Below are 17,032 nucleotides of genomic sequence, written 5' to 3' on the forward strand. Positions count from 1 at the left end.
CCTATCAGTCCGACACCATCGCGGGTGCGGTTCCATACGTCTTGCGCAACTCATCGTCAAGCGCGGTCAGGATGGTTGACTCCAGTTCACGGAAGCCGGGCGTGCCCAACGTCCGCGGGTACGGCAGGTCGACATGCTGGTCGAGCTTGATGCGGCCCGGCCGGCTGGTCATCACCACCACGCGCGTGGCCAGGAACAATGCCTCCTGCACCGAATGGGTCACCAGCAGCACGGTCTTGCGGTGCTCGCGCCAGATCCGCAACAGTTCCTGCTGCAGGAAGCCACGCGTCAGCGCATCGAGCGCGCCGAACGGCTCATCCATCAGGATCGTGCTCGGCTCCGTGGCAAACACGCGCGCCAGCGCCACACGCTGTTTCATGCCGCCAGAGAGCGCATCGGGCCGCGCGTTGCCGAATTCGCCGAGACCCACCAACTCGAGGTAGCGGTTGGCAATGGCTTCGCGCTCCTTGCGCGGCACGCCCTGCTGACGCAGCCCGAAAGCGATATTGTCCCGGATGTTGAGCCATGGGAACAACGCGTACTGCTGGAACACCATGCCGCGCCGCATATCGGGACGGGTCACCTTTTCTTCGTCCACAAGCACCGAGCCCGCGCTTGGCGCCTCGAAGCCGGCCACGATATTGAGCAAGGTGCTCTTGCCGCAGCCGGACGGGCCGATCAGCGCGACAAACTCGCCGGCGGCGATGTCGAGCGACACCGGCCGCAGGGCTTCGACCGCTTCACCGGCACGCGTGTGGTAAAGCTTGGAGACATTGTTGATGACCACGCCTTCACGGGTCGGGTTGGACACAGCCTGGTCCATGTTCACTCCTTGAAGCCCAGCCGATGGCCAAGCATGCGAAAGCCGGCATCGATCAGGATACCGAGCAGCGCGATGATCACCATGCCCGCCAGCACCTGGTCGGACCGCAGGATCTCCATGCCATTGGCGATCAGGTAGCCGAGTCCCTTGTTGGCGGCCACCAGTTCCGCCGCGATGATCGCGGCCCAGCCGATGCCGAACGAAATCCGCAGGCCCACGAGGATGGTCGGCATTGCGGCCGGCAGGATGACCTGCCAGAACAGCCGCGCGTCCGAATTGCAGCCGAGCACGCGCCCGGCACGCACGAGCACAGGATCGACGGCCTTCACGCCCGAGACCGTGTTCAGCAGGATCGGGAAGAAGGTGGCGATAAAGATGATGAAGACCTTGCCCGCCTCGCCGATGCCGAACCAGAGGATCGCCATTGGAATCCAGGCCAGCGGCGAGATCGGCCGGAACAGCTCCACCAGCGGTTCGAGCACGCTGGCAAGCCGCGGCCGCGTGCCCTGCAGCAGCCCCAGCGGAATCGCCACGAGCGCCGCCAGCAGCCAGGCCGCCAGCACGCGGCCGAGGCTGGCGCCGATGTCGCGGAAGATCGTGCCGGACGCGAACAGGTCATACAGGGTGTACGCGGTCAACTCCGGTGAGGGCAGTACCGCCGGACTGGGATGGGTCATGACCACCACGGCTTCCCATACCAGCACCACGGCGATCATCGCCGCAAGGTAAGGGAACACGCGGCTGGCCACGGACCGGGAAAGCGAAACCATCAGCGACTCCTTTGCGACGATGGACGATCAGGGCTTTTCGGCGGCCAATGCCTGGCGTGCCGGCTCGGGCGCGAGCTTTGGCTCGTCACCTTCCTGCAGGATGGAAGCCTGCCTGAGGAACGACGCGTAGACTTTCAGGGTTTCGGCATCCGGCACCATGTCGGTCGAATAGACCGAGATGCCTTCCTTCAACGAATACTCGATTACCTTCGGCGGAAAACCGATCTCCTTGGCCCACATCTCCACGGCCTTCTGCGGCTCCCTGTTGATCAGCTTGATGGCGCGGATCTGTGCGGCCATGATGTCGCGCACGAGGTCTGGGTGGGCATCGATAAATTCGGTACGGCCATAGAAGCCGTCACCCACGTAGTGACCACCCTTGAGCGGCAGGATTTTCTCGGCCTTGAGCAGCACGCGCGTCTTGCCGCCAGCGAGTGCCATCGAGATGTGTGGATCCCAGGTAATGCCGGCATCGACACTGTGCTGCTCCACCAGCGTGCCTACCTGCGAGCCCGAGGTCTTGAACAGTTGCACGTCGGACGCTTTCAGGCCCGCTTTCTGCAAGGCGTTGAGCAGGAGGGGATATTGCTGGGAGCCCTCCCCGGGATAGGCAATGCGCTTGCCTTTGAGGTCGGCGATTGTGCGCACCGGCGAGTCGGAAGGCACCACGATGGCGGTCTGTTCGAGAATCGTGATACCAAGCAGTTTGGCCGGCAGCCGCGCCGAGGCCACCACGGCCGGGCCCATGCCTGCCGAGGCGAGGTCGAGGTTGCCTGCCGCCATCGCCTGATTCTCGGGCGCGCCGTACGGGAAGCTGTGGAACTTGAACGTGACGTTGTACTTGGCTTCCAGCGGTGCCAGATAGCCGGCGGCCTTGGCGATATAGATGGGCTGCGTGGCGGGTTGCACACCGATATTGACAACTTGCGCAGCCCCTGCGGAGAACGTGGTGGCGGCAAGCGCCAACCCAAGTACGTCGCGTGCGCGACGGGTCACGGAACGGAGAAACATGCTGACTCCCTGGCGCACGTCAGTGGGGTGCGCAAATGGTTGAACGACTTTTTAAATTTTCGGGACCATGCGTCCCAAAAATTTGATTTTTCTTATGCAAAAGTCGGGCCAACCCGAAAACCACCGGGAGTCATTCCATCAAAGCGGCGGATTGGCGAAAAAAGCGGAGGACTGGTGCGCCACGGCCCATTTTTGGGGCCACGCTTTGGTGCATCGGCGGTTTGGCAAGCCGGTTGCGTTTCCCAAACGCCACATCGCATTACACCGAAGGACCGAACGATGACGAAGTACCTAATCTCCTTTCCTGGAAAGGCAATGGCAGTCCCCGCCGAGGAATTTGCCGCGGTGGGCGAAGCTGCGCGCGAGGTCATACGCGAGGCGAAGGCTGCTGGTGTATACGTGTTCGGGGGCGGCATCAACGCGGATGTCGCACCACTCATGGTCGCCCCAGACGGCACGGTCACAAGCGAAACCTATCCCCAGACGAAGGAGTTCGACGGCGGCTTCTGTGTCCTGGAGCTCCCGTCGCGCGAAGCCGCCATCCAGTGGGCCGCACGGATCGCCAAGGCTTGCCGCTGCGCGCAGGAACTCCGCGAGTTTGGGTATGACCCGGAGAGCTGACGGGCAGGGCCCGTATCCGCTGCGATCGCCAGGCGACCGGCTAGCTTCTGCGTTCGGCCAGTTTCGGCTATTCGCGGCCAGCTTCCAAATGGCCGGAGCGGTCAAGGAACCGCCGTCGGCAAGTGCCGTGCATGTCACACATCGATCACTGCGCGATCTCGCCGATATAGCGCCTGGAAGTACGTTTCTACCGCGAGAGCCATGATCCGGGGGCCGGGATGCGACATTTGAATTCATCCCAAGTACGACATTAGGAAAAACGGCCGATCTCCGTTGCACTGTCGGTCAAGTGTCCCCGTCCTGCATTCATTCAGCCGCCCCCTCCAGAACAGCGAGCGCCGCCGCGCAGGCCCCGCGTAGCTGCTCGCGCATCAGGTCCTGAACGTCGGCGGACTGCAGAACGATCGCGTCGCGAATGCGGACGGACTGGTCGAACGAGGCGCGCATGCGGCCCCCGCGAACCATGGCGATGCGGCGCAGCCGCCTGACCGGTCCCATCAGGCTCAGATGGGTTTCCTGCAGCGTTCGGTTGTCCGCGATCGCCATGATGATGGTGTAGAAACGGTCGAGCGCATCGACGTAGCTTGTCGCATCGCCCGCATCCACTGCCACGCGCATTGCGGTCAGGACATCATCGAGCTGGGCCGCGCCCAGCGGCGTGATGCGCGCCGCGGCTTCCTGTACCGCGAGGCATTCCAGCGCTGCCCGCACCGTATAGATTTCCTCCACATCCCTGCGCGTGACTGTTCGCACATGCGCGCCGACGCGAGGCAGGATCGTCACGAGGCCTTCGCGTTCCAGCTGGACGAACGCTTCCCGCATGGGCGTGCGGCTCACATTGAGCTGTTTGGCGATCTGCACCTCCGACAGCCGGCTGCCCGGCGACAGTACCCCCTCCACGATTGCCTCACGCAACGCAGGCACGACCAGAGCTTCACTCAACGAGTCGCTGAACCCCGCCGGCGTCCGCAGACGCTCGTGATACTTGCTCGCAATGGCTTCCAGCGTCAGCGCCTTCCCTTCGGTTCTCGATGCAGACATTGACTTCTCCCAGATCTTTGCATACCCTGTATACAGGGTATTCGAAGTATACACCATTGCACCTTTGGGGGCCATATGGCACCAGCATCGTTTTCACCGCCAGTGCTGATCGAACGCGCTGGCGGCGTCCTGACCTTCGTCCTCAATCGTCCAGAGGCGGGAAACGAAGTGTCGGCGCCCATGTTCGAGGCGATGGTGGCTGCGCTGCGCAGGGAAGTCGAACGACCGACCGCGCGCGTGTTGCGCCTCCGCGCGGCAGGCGAGGTCTTCTGTGCGGGGCGCGAGCGAGCGGGGCGCGACGCGGAGACCCTGCACGCCGAAGTCAGCCGCCTCATCGAACTGAAACGCTTGCTGCGCTCCACCTCGCTCATCTCCGTCGCGCAGGTACAGGGCGACGCGCTGGGATTCGGGTTCGGCATCGCGATCCTCTGCGACTTCACGCTGGTGTCGTCGCGCGCGTCCCTCGGCTTTCCCGAAATGCGCAAAGGCCTGCCGCCAGCCGCCATCATGGCCTACCTCGGCAACTACGGCCGCCCCAAGCAACTGTTTCCCATGCTGCTGTTCGGCGACGCCATGACGCCCGCCGACGCCCTGCAGGCGGGCCTGGTCACGCAGATCGCGGCGCCGGCACGCCTGCAGGCAGAGACCGACGCGCTGATCGCGCGCGTGGTCGGCATTGACGACGCCGGTGCGCGCCAGTGCAAGGCGTTTTTCCAGGCCGCGCAAGAAGGGTCGGTCGAGCAGAACTTCCGCTGTGCGACGGAACTGCTTACCGCTACGAGCCTCCGCATCATGCAGCGTGCCGGTCATTAAAGGATATTTCCATGGACTTCGACAATACATCGCGCCATGAGGCGCTGCTCTTCATCGATGGCGAGTGGGGGCAGGCCCCTGACGGACGTACGCTGGAGATCGTCAATCCGGCCACGGGCGATGCCATCGGCGTGCTCGCCGTGGCGTCTTCACACGATGTGGACCGCGCGGTCCGCGCGGGGCATGCGGCGTTCGAGAGCGGGGTGTGGCGCGACATGCCGATCCCGCAGCGGGCGCGCGTGCTCGATCGATTCGCGGACCTGTTCGAGGCGGACCTCGAACACCTCTATCAACTCGAAACGCTCAACAACGGCAGGCCGATCAACGAGACGCGCGCGCAGATCGCACGCCTGCCGCAGTTCTACCGATATTTCGCCGCGCTCGCACTCACGCGCCGCAGTGACGTCATTCCGGTCGAAAGTCCTTATCTCTGCTACACGCAGCGCGTACCGCTCGGCGTGGTCGCCTTGATGACATCGTTCAACCACCCGCTGATGATCCTGTCCAAGAGCCTCGCGCCCGCTCTGGCCACGGGCAACAGCGTGGTGATCAAGGCGTCCGAGCAGACCCCGCTCACCACCGTGCGGCTCGTGCGTCTGTTGAGCGAGGCGGGCGTGCCAGACGGCGTGGTGAATGTGGTGAACGGTGTGGGAAGTGAAACCGGCGCGGCGCTGGCCAGCCATCCGCTGGTGCGGAAAATCGTCTTTACAGGAGGCACGGAAGTCGGGCGCGCCATCGGCGAAGCGGCGGCGCGCAGCTTCGCCATGACGACGCTCGAGTTGGGCGGCAAGGGTGCCGCAATCGTGTTCGACGACTTCGATCTGGAGCGCGCGGTCAATGGTGCGGCGTTCGCCGCCTTTATCGGTGCCGGACAGACCTGCGTCTGCGGCGCCCGCATTCTCGTGCAGCGATCGATCTATCGCGCATTTCTCGAGCGCTTCCAGGCGAAGGTGGCCGCCATTCGCATTGGCGACCCGTCGGATGCCCAAACGCAACTCGGCCCGGTGATATCCGAACGGTCACGCCGGCGCATCCTCGCCATGCTCGACCGCGCGAAAGCGGACGGCGCGAAGGTGCTGACAGGCGGCTGCGCACCGGCCGCTTTCGCGCGAGGCTTCTATCTTGAACCGACGGTCTTCTACGACGCCGACCCGCAATCCGAGATCTGTCAGGAAGAGGTATTCGGGCCCGTGACGGTCGTGATGCCGTTCGAGGACGAGGCCGACGCACTGCGCATCGCCAATGGCACGCGGTTCGGCCTCGCGGCATCGGTGTGGACGCAGGACGTCGCACGCGCGCATCGGATCGCCGGCAAGCTCGAGTTCGGCCTGGTCTGGATCAACGACCATCACCGGCTCGACGCGGCCTCGCCGTGGGGCGGTTTCAAGCAGAGCGGTGTGGGTCGTGAGACCGGCGTCGAGTCGTTCGACCAGTTCAGCGAGCCACGTGCGGTCACGATCAACACCTCCGGGAAGACGACGGACTGGTATGCCGAAGATGGCGAACCGAAGCGCCTGAACTGACCGGACGACGACGCACGGCGACAGGCTTTCGAGGAGCACGCGTGGATATGGACCTGCTGGACGCATCCCCGGAGGATCGCCGCAAGCCAAGAGTGGCATGCCGGCGGCTCGCGCGCGAGGGCACGACGCTCGCACTGGCCCTGTTGCTCGGCGCGTGCGCCGTTGGCCCGGACTATCGCAGGCCTGCGGTGGAGATCCCGCAGAGCTTCAAGGAAGGCGTCAGCTGGCAGCGCGCTCAGGCGAATCCGGAGGCGTCGATATCGAGTACGTGGTGGCGCCAGTATCGGGACAACACGCTCGATGGACTCGTCGAGCGCGCGCTGGATGCCAACCAGTCCATCGTAGCCGCCGAGGCGGCGTATCGCGTGGCATTGGCGACTGTGCAGGTGAACACTGCCGCGCTGTTTCCGATCGTGACGGCGGGGGCGTCCGGCGCGCGCACCGGCACCGCTACGGGCGTGACCCAGGCCGGGGCAGGAACCTCATCGATCGGCAGGACGGCGAGTACCGGTGTCTTCAACAGCGTGAGCGCCAGCGCTTCGGTATCGTGGGAACTCGATCTATGGGGCGCGATCCGACGCCAGATCGAGTCGGCCAAGGCCAGCGCGCAGGCCAGTGATGCCCTGCTTGCCGGTGTGCGGCTGTCGATTGCAGCCAGCGTCGTGATCGACTATCTGGCACTGCGGCAGGCCGACTATGACATCCATTCGCTGGAGCGGCAGCAGGACATCGACCGCAGCATTCTCGACATCACACAGGCATCTTTCCGCGAGGGAGCGTCATCGAGCAATGACGTACTGGTCGCGCAGGACGTGCTCGATGCAGTGGTCGGGAACCTGCAGGCAGCAAGGATCGCACGCGAACAGGACGAGCATGCGATCGCCGTGCTGACGGGCGTACCGCCGGCCGCATTGTCGATCGCGCCGGACCCCGCGTACGCGTTCCGCGCACCGGATGTGCCGCTGGAACTGCCATCGCAGTTGCTGGAGCGGCGGTACGACGTGGTCAGTGCCGAACGCCTCGCCGCCGCTGCCAATGCAAAGATCGGCGCGGCGATTGCGGCGTTCTTCCCGACGCTGACGCTGTCCGCACAGGGCGGCTTCCAGAGCAATACGTTCGCGCGCCTGTTCTCATTGCCGAGCCACTTCTGGACGCTCGGTCCCGATGTCGCGGCGACGATCTTAGATGCGGGAGAGCGCAGTGCCGAGGTGAGCGTGGCACGCGCGAGCTACGACCAGCAGGTGGCCACGTATCGCAATACGGTGCTGACCGCATTCCAGAGCGTCGAAGACAGCCTGTCTTCGCTCAACCATCTCCGCGCGCAGGCGGCGTCCTCGGCGGACATACTGGCTCGCAACCGCCAGCTATTCGCCAGCGTGCAGGCGCAGCGCCGCATCGGCACCGCGAGCGTCGAGGATCTGCTCGATCAGCAGCTCACGCTGATCGAGGCGGAGCAGAGCTTGCGCGATACCCAGTCCGCGCTCGCGCAGAGCGAAGTCACCCTTATCAAGAACGTCGGCGGCGGTTGGGAGGCCTTGCCATGAAGTTGTCTCCATCCAGGGCGCTGGTACTCATTCTGGGCGCGGCCATGCTCGCTGCCTGTTCCCATAGCACGCCACCGGCACCGCCGCCTCCGACGGTGGACGTCCTGACCGCGCACGCGCAAAGCATCCCGCTGATCCGTCAGTTCGTTGGCCGGCTGTCCCCGTTCTACAGCGCCAACGTCACGGCGCGCGTGTCGGGCGTGCTGGACAAGCGCGTCTATGCCGAGGGCACGGCAGTGCGGAAAGGGCAGGTGCTCTTCGAGATCGACCCGTCGTTCTACAAGACGCAGCTCGACAGCGCCGTGGCGCAGCTCGCGCAGGACCAGGCGACCTATGTCGACGATCGTGTCACCGCCGAGCGTAACCGCGCGTTGCTGCCGGTGGGATCGATATCGCAGCAGACCGTCGATAACTCGGATGCGGCTGAGCGCGGTGCCGCCGCGCGCGTACAGGCGGATCGCGCGTCGGTGGAGAGCGCGCGCATCAGTCTCGGCTACACCCGCGTGACATCGCCGATCGCCGGTATTGCGGGGCAGCAGCTCGTGACGGCAGGCGCGATCGTCGGCAACGGCACCAACGATGCCGGTACGGCGGGCACGTTACTCACGACCGTCCAGCAGATCGACTCGGTCTACGTGAACTTCACCATGAGTTCGGCCGACCTGACGTCGCTGCGCCAGTCCGCAGACCATGGCGGCGTCGATCTGGTCAGCCAGAATGCGACGACGGTGCAAGTGAGCCTGCCCAACGGCGCGCCCTACGATCACACTGGCACGCTCGACTTCTCGGACGTGGCCGTGAACGCGACCACCGGCGCTGTCAACCTGCGGGCGCTGGTCTCCAATCCCCGGCACCTGCTGCTGCCGGGGATGTACGTCACGCTCACGGCAGACTTTGGCCGTCAGAACGATGTCTTCCTGATTCCACAGCCCGCGCTGCTGCGCGATACCCGCGGGGCTTACGTACTGGCGGTGGGCGCCAATGACAACGCAGTGCGCAAGGATGTCGAGACAGACGGCAGTCAGGGCACCGACTGGATCGTCACCAAAGGCCTCGCTCAGGGCGACCGGATCATCGTCACGGGTCTGCAGGCCGTACGCGAAGGCGGCCAGGTCTCGGTGCGCAAGTAGGAGGTATGCATGGCTGGCTTCTTCATCGATCGACCCGTATTTGCGTGGGTCGTCGCTATCCTGATCTCGCTGTTCGGTGCCATTGCCATGCGCAGTATGGGCATCGACTCGTATCCGGAGATCGCGCCGCCGCAGGTGACCGTCACGGCCAACTATCCTGGCGCCAGCGCGGCGACGATGGAATCGACGGTGACGCAGGTCATCGAGCAGCAGCTCACCGGCATCGACAACTTGCTGTACTTCAGCTCTAAATCGAGCGCCAACGGCCAGACCGTCATCACGCTGACGTTCGCCACCGGCACCAACCCGGACATCGCGCAGGTGCAGGTGCAGAACAAGGTGACGCTGGCCACGCCACTGCTGCCCGCGCAGGTAACCCAGCAGGGCGTCGTCGTGGCCAAGGCCAGTCCGGACATCCTGATGTTCATTGCCTTGCGCTCGAACAGTCCCGCGGTAGACGCGCCGCGGCTGAGCGACATCCTCGCGTCGCAGATCCAGCCGGTGATCGGGCGGATCAGCGGGGTGGGCAACACGACGCTGCTCGGCTCGGAATATGCGGCGCGCATCTGGATCGATCCCGACAAGCTGCAGGGCTATGGGCTGTCGACGACGCAGGTGCTGAACGCAGTCAATTCCCAGAACGCACAGTTCGCGGCGGGGTCGCTCGGTGCGGACCCGGCCGTGAAGGGGCAGGTCTTCACGGCAACGGTATCCGGCGACAGCCTGTTCTCATCGCTGCAACAGTTCCGCGACATCATCCTGCTGTCGAGAAGCGACGGCACGACGGTGCGGCTCTCCGACGTGGCGCGGGTCAGCTTCGGCGCGCAGACGTACGGTATCGCACCGGTCTATGACGGCAAGCCCGCCGGTGGGATGGCGGTCTTCCTGCTGCCCGGTGCCAACGCGTTGTCGGTCGCCAATGCGGTCAAGGCACAGATGGCGTCGCTTGCCCGGGATCTGCCCGCCGGGGTGACGTGGAGCGTGCCCTATGACACCACGCCATTCATCACGGCCTCGATCACCGATGTGGTTCACACGCTGATCGAAGCGATCGCGCTCGTGTTCATCGTGATGCTGGTGTTCCTGCAGAATCTCCGGGCCACCATCATTCCCACGCTTGTCATTCCCGTGGCGCTGTTGGGCACGTTCATCGGCCTTTCGCTGCTGCACTACACGCTCAATCAACTTACGCTGTTCGGCATGGTGCTGGCGATCGGTATCGTGGTCGACGACGCGATCGTAGTGATAGAGAACGTCGAGCGCATCATGAGCGAGGAGGGCACCGAGCCCAAAGCCGCCACGCACAAGGCCATGCGGCAGATCACGGGCGCCATCATCGCGATTACGGTGGTGCTGTCAGCGGTGTTCGTACCGTCCGCGCTGCAGCCAGGCGCGACGGGCATCATCTACGCCCAGTTTGCATTGACCATCGCCGTGTCGATGATCTTCTCCGCGTTCCTGGCCATGTCGTTCACGCCGTCGCTGTGCGCCGCCATCCTGAGGCCGGTCCACCCCGACAATAAAGGACTGGTCTTCCGCTGGTTCGATCGCGGTTTCGGGTGGATGTCGCGCACCTACATTGGCCACGTCAGCCGCGCCGTCCGTCATGCGCCGCGATGGATGATGGGCTTCGTGCTGTTCGTCGTGCTGGCGGGCTTCCTGTACACGAAGCTGCCAACAGGCTTCGTGCCGGACGAGGATCAGGGCTTCATCCTCGTGCTCGTGAACCTGCCGTCGGGATCGACGCTCGCCAGCACGAGACGCGTCATGGGCGAAGTCCGCGACAAGCTTCTCCACAGCCCGATCGGGAAGGACATCAATGCCATGTTTCAGCCGGTCGGCTTCAGCTTCGTCGGCACGAGCGAGAACGTCGGCATGACGTTCATCAAGCTGACCGACTGGAGCCAGCGATCGCAGAGCGCGATGGCGCTGATTCCGCAGGTCAACCAGATCCTGCATGGCGTCACCGAGGCGCAGATCTTCGCGACCGATCTGCCGACGATCCGCGGATTGAGCCAGTTTGGCGGCATCGACATGTACCTGCAGGCGAGGAGCGGGCAGTCGCGTGACCAACTGGAGGCCGCCGAGAAAACACTGCTCGAGGAAGCCGGCAAGAGCCCCGATCTCTACGGCATCCGCGCCAATTCGCTGCCGAGCGCGCAGCAATTGCACATCGCGGTGGACCGCACGCAGGCGGAGTCCATGGGACTGTCGCTGACGGATGTCTACAACACGATTCAGATGGAACTGGCGCCGTTCTTCGTGAACCAGTTCACGTACGGGGGCCGCGTCAAGCGCGTGTACATCCAGGCGGACGCGCCATTCCGCATGGGCATCGATGCGTTCCGGCACCTGTTTACGCCCGCGCCTAACGCTGCCGGCACGACGAACGCCGGCTCGCCCGCCACAGCGGCGACGCATGCACCGGTGAACCCATCGGCGGCCAACACGCTGGTCAGTCCTTACAACATCGTCCCGCTATCCAGCGTGGTCAGCACCAACTGGGCGGTCGCACCCACTGTGCAACCGCGCTATGACGGCTATTCCGCTATCGAAATCGTGGGCAATCCGGCATCGGGCTATTCGACAGGGCAGGCCATGCAGGTGCTCCAGAACATCATCGACCAGAAGCTGCCGCCGGGCTTTTCTGCGGACTGGACGGGGCAGTCCTATCAGGAGCTGCTGGCTGGATCCTCCGCGACCACGCTGATGGCGCTCTCCATCGTCGTGGTGTTCCTGTGCCTCGCCGCGCTCTACGAGAGCTGGTCGATCCCTGCCTCGGTACTGCTGGTAGCCCCCATCGGGATGCTCGGCATGCTGGTCTTCTGCCTGTGGCAAAACGTGCCGAACGACATCTACTTCAAGATCGGCCTCGTCACCGTCATCGGCCTCGCCGCGAAGAACGCCATCCTGATCGTCGAATTCGCAGTCGAAGGACAGGCTCGCGGACTGAGCCTTTATGACGCGGTCGTCGCTGCGGCAAGGCTGCGCCTGCGCCCGATCCTGATGACCTCGATGGCGTTCATCCTCGGTGTGTTCCCCCTCGTGGTATCGACGGGCGCCGGCGCGGCGTCCCGCCATGAACTCGGCATCGGCGTCATCGGCGGGATGCTCGCGGCGACGGTACTTGGACTGCTGTTGATTCCTGTGTTCTATGTCTCGGTCAGGCGAGTGCTCGGAGACAAGCTCGACACGCCTGCCGGAACGCGCGAGGACGCTTGACGGGAGGTCCCGGAAGCGAGCGGACTTTGGCGCATTGCCCGCCAGATCCCGCGGGTAGGAAACGTGGTGTGCTTCGTCGGAATCGTGGGCGAGTCCATCTCGCTCGACGAGGCGCGTCGTACGGCAGTGGCGTCGACGCTGCGCGCGCTGGCGCTGATCAAAAAAAAACTGCGGCACGCTCGACGCCATCCAAGCCGTGCCGCGCATCAACGCATTCGTGCAAAGCGCGCCGGACTTCACGATACAAAGCGAAGTCGCCGACGGCGCCTCCGACGTCTTGTATTCGGTGCTGGGCGAGGTCGGCATACATACGCGCTCGTCCATCGGTGTCCTGCAATTGCCGTAGGGCGCATCGGTGGACGTGGATTTCATTTGCACCGTGCGGCCGGCATAGCGCAGGGGATCGGACAAAACGCGGCAGGGCACGGCGCAAGCGCGCCGTCCATCTCGGAATGCATCGTGATCTTGCATACGAGGTTGCAGCGTCGAGGGAATATTGCCCCCCCGTCAAGTGTTTACAGGAGGGAGCACGATCTTTCGACAAGGAGTCGCCGTGCACGCCTTTTCGCTCTGGTCCTATGCTGCCCGACGGCGCGTGATCGCCGGGATCGTCTTTGCCACGTTTTCCTTGCTGGCAGGAGCCGTCGGTCAGGCGCGACCGACCGACGTGGGCTTACTGCCGGCGCATTATGTCCTGCAGCGTGCAAACGTCTTCTTCGATGTGAACGTGTCCCACAAACCGCTCCGGATGCGCTTTACGCGCGTGGACGCGCAACTGGAGCGGGGCGTCAGCGGTGACTATGCTCAGGTGGCGGTCAAGATCGACGTCGCGAGCGTAGAAACACGCCCACGCTTCCTGTCACCCATCGTACGGGGCAGTGGCATGCTTGACGAGGCTCACTACCCCGAGATCCGCTTCGTCAGCACTCGGTTTGTGCGAGATCAGGCGGGCAGTGGCTGGCTTCACGGAGACTTGACGATGCACGGTGTCGTGTGCCCGGTAGATTTTTTGGTTACGCAGGTCCCCAGCGCCATACAACCACCGAACGATGGCCCGCTGGAATTCGCGGCGTCCGGAGACATCAGCCTGCAGAAGTTTGGTCTGTCGACGTGGTTCCCTGGAGTAAGCGACGCCGTACACGTGACGATTGACGTCGCGTTCGCACAGGCGCCTTGAGGCGTTCTAGGGCAGTGGGCGTCGGACATCGAGCTGATGCCGCGCAGCCGCAACGTTCGCCTGCCCTTTGACTTGAGCGGATTCGTAGATGAGCTGCTCCGCCATTTCCAGGGCATCATCGACCTCGATGCCCAAATATCTCACCGTGCTCTCGATCTTCGTGTGACCAAGGAGCAACTGCGCGGCGCGCAGATTCTTTGTCCGCCGGTGGATGGCTTGGCAGGTCTTCAAGTGGTCGAATCATTGGCAAAATCGTTCCCGGACTTTGAGTTCCCGTTCGGCGACATCTACACGCGAAAAGGGCTTGGCTTGCGCGAACGGGAATTGGCCACAGTCGCAGCGCTATGCGCACTGGGAAATGCGTTACCCCAACTTCGTATGCATGTACATGCCGCATTGCATGTGGGTTGCAAACCTGGTGAGGTGGTTGAGGTGGTGATGCAGATGGCGGTCTACGCCGGTTTTCCCGCCGCGCTAAACGGATTGGCCGTCGTGCGCGATTTCGCAGAGGCAGGGATCCAGCTCCCGCTCGATTGAGGTTCCGGGGCCGGGGCGGGACCAGCCTGTCTTTGCCCTCGGCCGCGCGGGTACCGGAGGCAGCCACCGACCCCGAAGCGGCCATCGCGCGTACCGCGTGGCTGTTCGCGCTCTCAGGCGAACAGGAGCGGGCACGTTATGGGTGGATCGACTGCGCTACTATTATCAGGGCGACGAACGCAACCAGTTCGCCACGCTCGCGCGTAACTGCGAGGAGTTGAGCGAGGGCAGCAAAGCCGAGATGCAGCCGCGCGGGTTCTGCACGTGGATACGCGCGAAGTCCCGGCGCTGGTCCGGCAGCTTACGCCAAAAGAAAAGCGCGCCGAAGCGCGCTTGCCAACCAACCAGCCTAACCAACCAACCGAACTTCAGCGCATATAGCCGGGCGGCGGAGGCGGCGGGTAGTACGGCAGGTAGTTCGGCGGCGGCACGGCAGCCGCGCGGCGCGGTGTCATCTGCGATGCCATGGTGCCGTACACCGGCACACGATTGCCGCTCGCGTACATGCATTGCGTGTACGCCGAGTCGTAACGCTGCTGCGTGCCGTAGCCCGACTGGTACGAGTTGCCCGCACCAACCGCGGCACCCGTCAGCAGGCCGACGCCGGCACCGACCGCAGCACCAGAGCCGCCACCGAATGCGGCACCGGCTGCGGCGCCCAGCGCGGTACCGATCGCCGCGCTACCGACTGCACTGGCGTTGGCGTTGTCCTGCGCCGTGGTGCCACCCACCTGTCCGAACGCATACCGACGACAGTTGTAGTCCTCAGACCGAAACTGATCGAAATTCTTGCCGGTGCCCGGTAATGCCATCACGCTTGGGCCCGACGGCAGCACCGCGCAGGCGCCGAGCGCGAGCGTGGAGGTCAGCAATAAAGCGATGGAACGCGTATTCATGATCGTTTCCTCCCTGTCTCAGGACCCGGCCGGAGGATGCGCGGGCACCTGTTCCCAGGCGCCTGGGCAGGTCTTCACATACGGGTAGTAGCCTTCCGGCCGCGTGCAGTGGTACCAGAACTGATTCGGATTCTCATTGTTCCCGGCAACCGGCGCGCCGCCGGCACCGCCAGCTGGCCCCCCATAACCACCACCCAGGCCCGGGGCGGCTGGTGCAACGATCGGATTGCCGTCGGCACCCTGCTCGATGTACTGCGGCGGCTGCGTTGGCACGGCAACCACGGCTGGCGGTGGATAGTAGCCGGGGTAATCCGGATAACCCCAGCCACCACCCCATCCCGGACCCCAGCCAGGGCCGACAAACACGCCCACGCCAAAGTGCCTGTGCCCGTACCCGTACCCATGCCCGTGGTACCCATGCCCGTACCCATGTCCAAATCCGCGCGCCTCCGCGGTGCCGCTTCCGAGAAGTGCCGCGGCTGCCGCCACTGCCACAACGATAAGGCCAAGCTTGCGTCCGCTCATGATAAATACCCCAACGTGTCGTGCCTGCCGGTGGAGCCACTGCCGGGCTCCTGCCGCAAAGAGCTGTTGCTGGAAAACTGGTAGCGCTGTCAAGTATTTAACGCCAATTTGCCTTAGCCGGCCGACCGCAAGCCGCTTTAGAAATGTGACGTTACCTTTATTACGGGGCGGACAACGGCCGTGATGAACGCTGTAAGCGTCGCGTGCTGACGACGAAAGGCGCCAGACAGCCGGGTGACGTGGCTGACGAGCCGGAGAGTAGCCTACATCTGGCGCTTGTTGAGCATCTGGTGAGCAAGTACATCGACAGCGACTCGAATACCCAGCTCGTTTGCACGACGCAGGGTATGCATCTGATGGTGTCGTTGCATGAATCAACACTGAAGATCGACCGCGTGGCTTTTGTGATCGAAAGTATCCGAGCGAGAGGGCGATGGGGCAGATCAGACGAGCTCGTTCATCGAATATGCAGATGCGCTTCGAGCATCTGTGCCAGCACATTGACCTTCGGCGTCAACTGCCGCGCGACCGGCCATAGCAGGCTGAGCGGTAAGCCATCTGTTGCGGTTTGATCAAGGATAGTGACGAGGCGGCCGGCCTTCAGATCATCCGTCACCAGCCACGTCGCGAGCTGCGCGATGCCAAGTCCCGCCCGTACGAATGCGAGTTGTGCCTCAGCGTCGCCTGCCACGATGCGTGGACGCATGACGCATTGCCCGACTTGCCCGTCCGCCAGGGCATACGACCAAGGTGACTGCGTGCCGTCGGGCCGTCCGTACACGATACAGGCATGATTTTGCAGTTCGTCTATCGTCTGCGGTATCCCGTTTTTCTCGAGATAGACTGGCGCCACGCAGAAGACCAGCCGTTCGCGGCCTAGAAAGCGCCGACCGAGCGACGAGGGCACATCCGGCGGCCCTCCGATGCGCACGGCAAGATCGACGCCTTCTTCGGCCAGGTCGATGAAGCGGTCCGCAAACAACAACTGCGGCCGCACGTCCGGATACTGCGCGGAAAAGCGGGACAGAACCGGCACGACGCGCAGACGGCCGAACGAGGCCGGCAATGCAACGCGCACGGTGCCGACCGGCTCGCGCCGTTGCGCGGCGAGAACGGCTTCCGCCTCTGCAAGCTCCGTCAGGATGCGCGTGCAGGTTTCCTGAAACGCGCGCCCCGCGTCGGTGAGCGCGAGACTGCGCGTCGTCCGCTCGAACAGCACGACGCCGAGCCGCCGTTCGAGCCGGGCGACACTCTTGCTCACCGCCGAACTCGTCAGGTTCAGCCTCTCTGCCGCAGCCGTGAAGCCACCCGCGTCGGCGGCGTAGACGAACGGAATGATGCCCTTCAGGCGTTCGGTCGCTAAGGTAGCCAATTGATGATCTAAATTCGGTCTAATGAA

At 64.0% G+C, this 17,032-nt stretch carries 14 protein-coding genes and 1 pseudogene; 9 read left to right on the top strand and 6 right to left on the bottom strand.

What is annotated here, in order from left to right; all coding sequences use genetic code 11:
- Nucleotides 1-4: 4 nt before the first annotated feature.
- Genes SB751_RS14185 through SB751_RS14195 form a run of 3 tightly spaced genes read right to left on the bottom strand, consistent with a single transcriptional unit; the run spans nucleotide 5 to nucleotide 2,604 of the window.
- Nucleotides 5-823: an ABC transporter ATP-binding protein gene (locus SB751_RS14185; protein ID WP_144198352.1), complete on the bottom strand. Its 819-nt coding sequence runs from the start codon at nucleotides 821-823 to the stop codon at nucleotides 5-7.
- A 2-nt stretch (nucleotides 824-825) separates the two neighbouring features.
- Entirely contained in the window at nucleotides 826-1,593 is a 768-nt protein-coding gene (locus SB751_RS14190; protein ID WP_144198353.1) for an ABC transporter permease, read from the bottom strand.
- Between the two features lie 27 nt (nucleotides 1,594-1,620).
- Nucleotides 1,621-2,604, bottom strand: coding sequence for an ABC transporter substrate-binding protein (locus SB751_RS14195; protein WP_410748157.1), 984 nt, complete (start codon nucleotides 2,602-2,604; stop codon nucleotides 1,621-1,623).
- A 315-nt stretch (nucleotides 2,605-2,919) separates the two neighbouring features.
- On the opposite strand from SB751_RS14195, the gene SB751_RS14200 reads away from it, so the two are divergent.
- Complete coding sequence (locus SB751_RS14200) at nucleotides 2,920-3,225, top strand: YciI family protein (protein ID WP_144198390.1); 306 nt, start codon at nucleotides 2,920-2,922, stop codon at nucleotides 3,223-3,225.
- Between the two features lie 306 nt (nucleotides 3,226-3,531).
- On the opposite strand, the gene SB751_RS14205 is transcribed toward SB751_RS14200, so the two are convergent.
- Nucleotides 3,532-4,266, bottom strand: coding sequence for a GntR family transcriptional regulator (locus SB751_RS14205; protein ID WP_144198355.1), 735 nt, complete (start codon nucleotides 4,264-4,266; stop codon nucleotides 3,532-3,534).
- Between the two features lie 75 nt (nucleotides 4,267-4,341).
- Between SB751_RS14205 and SB751_RS14210 the strand changes: the two genes are divergently transcribed.
- The 8 genes and pseudogenes from SB751_RS14210 (at nucleotide 4,342) to SB751_RS14245 (ending at nucleotide 14,212) form a co-directional block, all read left to right on the top strand.
- Nucleotides 4,342-5,079 carry an enoyl-CoA hydratase/isomerase family protein gene (locus SB751_RS14210; RefSeq protein ID WP_144198356.1) on the top strand — a complete coding sequence of 246 codons (738 nt, stop codon included), beginning with the start codon at nucleotides 4,342-4,344 and terminating at the stop codon, nucleotides 5,077-5,079.
- Between the two features lie 11 nt (nucleotides 5,080-5,090).
- Complete coding sequence (locus tag SB751_RS14215; RefSeq protein ID WP_410748197.1) at nucleotides 5,091-6,602, top strand: aldehyde dehydrogenase; 1,512 nt, start codon at nucleotides 5,091-5,093, stop codon at nucleotides 6,600-6,602.
- Between the two features lie 47 nt (nucleotides 6,603-6,649).
- Nucleotides 6,650-8,146, top strand: a complete 1,497-nt coding sequence (locus SB751_RS14220; protein WP_144198358.1) for an efflux transporter outer membrane subunit — start codon at nucleotides 6,650-6,652, stop codon at nucleotides 8,144-8,146.
- On the top strand, nucleotides 8,143-9,276 hold the full coding sequence (locus SB751_RS14225) for an efflux RND transporter periplasmic adaptor subunit (RefSeq protein ID WP_250025393.1): 1,134 nt from the start codon (nucleotides 8,143-8,145) through the stop codon (nucleotides 9,274-9,276). Before SB751_RS14220 ends, SB751_RS14225 begins: the two co-directional genes overlap by 4 nt.
- Before the next feature lie 9 nt (nucleotides 9,277-9,285).
- Nucleotides 9,286-12,498, top strand: a complete 3,213-nt coding sequence (locus SB751_RS14230) for an efflux RND transporter permease subunit (RefSeq protein WP_144198360.1) — start codon at nucleotides 9,286-9,288, stop codon at nucleotides 12,496-12,498.
- A gap of 33 nt (nucleotides 12,499-12,531) precedes the next feature.
- Nucleotides 12,532-12,844, top strand: a pseudogene (locus SB751_RS14235) (RidA family protein); the annotation flags it as partial.
- Between the two features lie 207 nt (nucleotides 12,845-13,051).
- Nucleotides 13,052-13,675 (top strand): YceI family protein, encoded by a 624-nt coding sequence (locus SB751_RS14240; protein WP_410748158.1) that lies wholly within the window; start codon nucleotides 13,052-13,054, stop codon nucleotides 13,673-13,675.
- A gap of 162 nt (nucleotides 13,676-13,837) precedes the next feature.
- The gene (locus SB751_RS14245; RefSeq protein WP_410748159.1) at nucleotides 13,838-14,212 is read left to right on the top strand and encodes a carboxymuconolactone decarboxylase family protein; all 375 of its coding nucleotides are present in this window, start codon (nucleotides 13,838-13,840) and stop codon (nucleotides 14,210-14,212) included.
- 368 nt (nucleotides 14,213-14,580) lie between these two features.
- On the opposite strand, the gene SB751_RS14250 is transcribed toward SB751_RS14245, so the two are convergent.
- Complete coding sequence (locus tag SB751_RS14250) at nucleotides 14,581-15,108, bottom strand: hypothetical protein (RefSeq protein WP_410748160.1); 528 nt, start codon at nucleotides 15,106-15,108, stop codon at nucleotides 14,581-14,583.
- Nucleotides 15,109-16,090: 982 nt separating this feature from the next.
- Nucleotides 16,091-17,005 (bottom strand): LysR family transcriptional regulator, encoded by a 915-nt coding sequence (locus tag SB751_RS14255; RefSeq protein ID WP_144198365.1) that lies wholly within the window; start codon nucleotides 17,003-17,005, stop codon nucleotides 16,091-16,093.
- Between the last annotated feature and the right edge of the window lie 27 nt (nucleotides 17,006-17,032).

Source organism: Cupriavidus sp. SIMBA_020 (assembly GCF_046535395.1).
Lineage (GTDB): Bacteria > Pseudomonadota > Gammaproteobacteria > Burkholderiales > Burkholderiaceae > Cupriavidus > Cupriavidus campinensis.

Coding starts and splice junctions, on each gene's coding strand:
- SB751_RS14185 (WP_144198352.1), bottom strand. CDS start 823: ATGGACCAGGCTGTGTCCAACCCGACCCGTGAAGGCGTGGTCATCAAC.
- SB751_RS14190 (WP_144198353.1), bottom strand. CDS start 1,593: ATGGTTTCGCTTTCCCGGTCCGTGGCCAGCCGCGTGTTCCCTTACCTT.
- SB751_RS14195 (WP_410748157.1), bottom strand. CDS start 2,604: ATGTTTCTCCGTTCCGTGACCCGTCGCGCACGCGACGTACTTGGGTTG.
- SB751_RS14200 (WP_144198390.1), top strand. CDS start 2,920: ATGGCAGTCCCCGCCGAGGAATTTGCCGCGGTGGGCGAAGCTGCGCGC.
- SB751_RS14205 (WP_144198355.1), bottom strand. CDS start 4,266: ATGTCTGCATCGAGAACCGAAGGGAAGGCGCTGACGCTGGAAGCCATT.
- SB751_RS14210 (WP_144198356.1), top strand. CDS start 4,342: ATGGCACCAGCATCGTTTTCACCGCCAGTGCTGATCGAACGCGCTGGC.
- SB751_RS14215 (WP_410748197.1), top strand. CDS start 5,091: ATGGACTTCGACAATACATCGCGCCATGAGGCGCTGCTCTTCATCGAT.
- SB751_RS14220 (WP_144198358.1), top strand. CDS start 6,650: ATGGACCTGCTGGACGCATCCCCGGAGGATCGCCGCAAGCCAAGAGTG.
- SB751_RS14225 (WP_250025393.1), top strand. CDS start 8,143: ATGAAGTTGTCTCCATCCAGGGCGCTGGTACTCATTCTGGGCGCGGCC.
- SB751_RS14230 (WP_144198360.1), top strand. CDS start 9,286: ATGGCTGGCTTCTTCATCGATCGACCCGTATTTGCGTGGGTCGTCGCT.
- SB751_RS14250 (WP_410748160.1), bottom strand. CDS start 15,108: ATGAATACGCGTTCCATCGCTTTATTGCTGACCTCCACGCTCGCGCTC.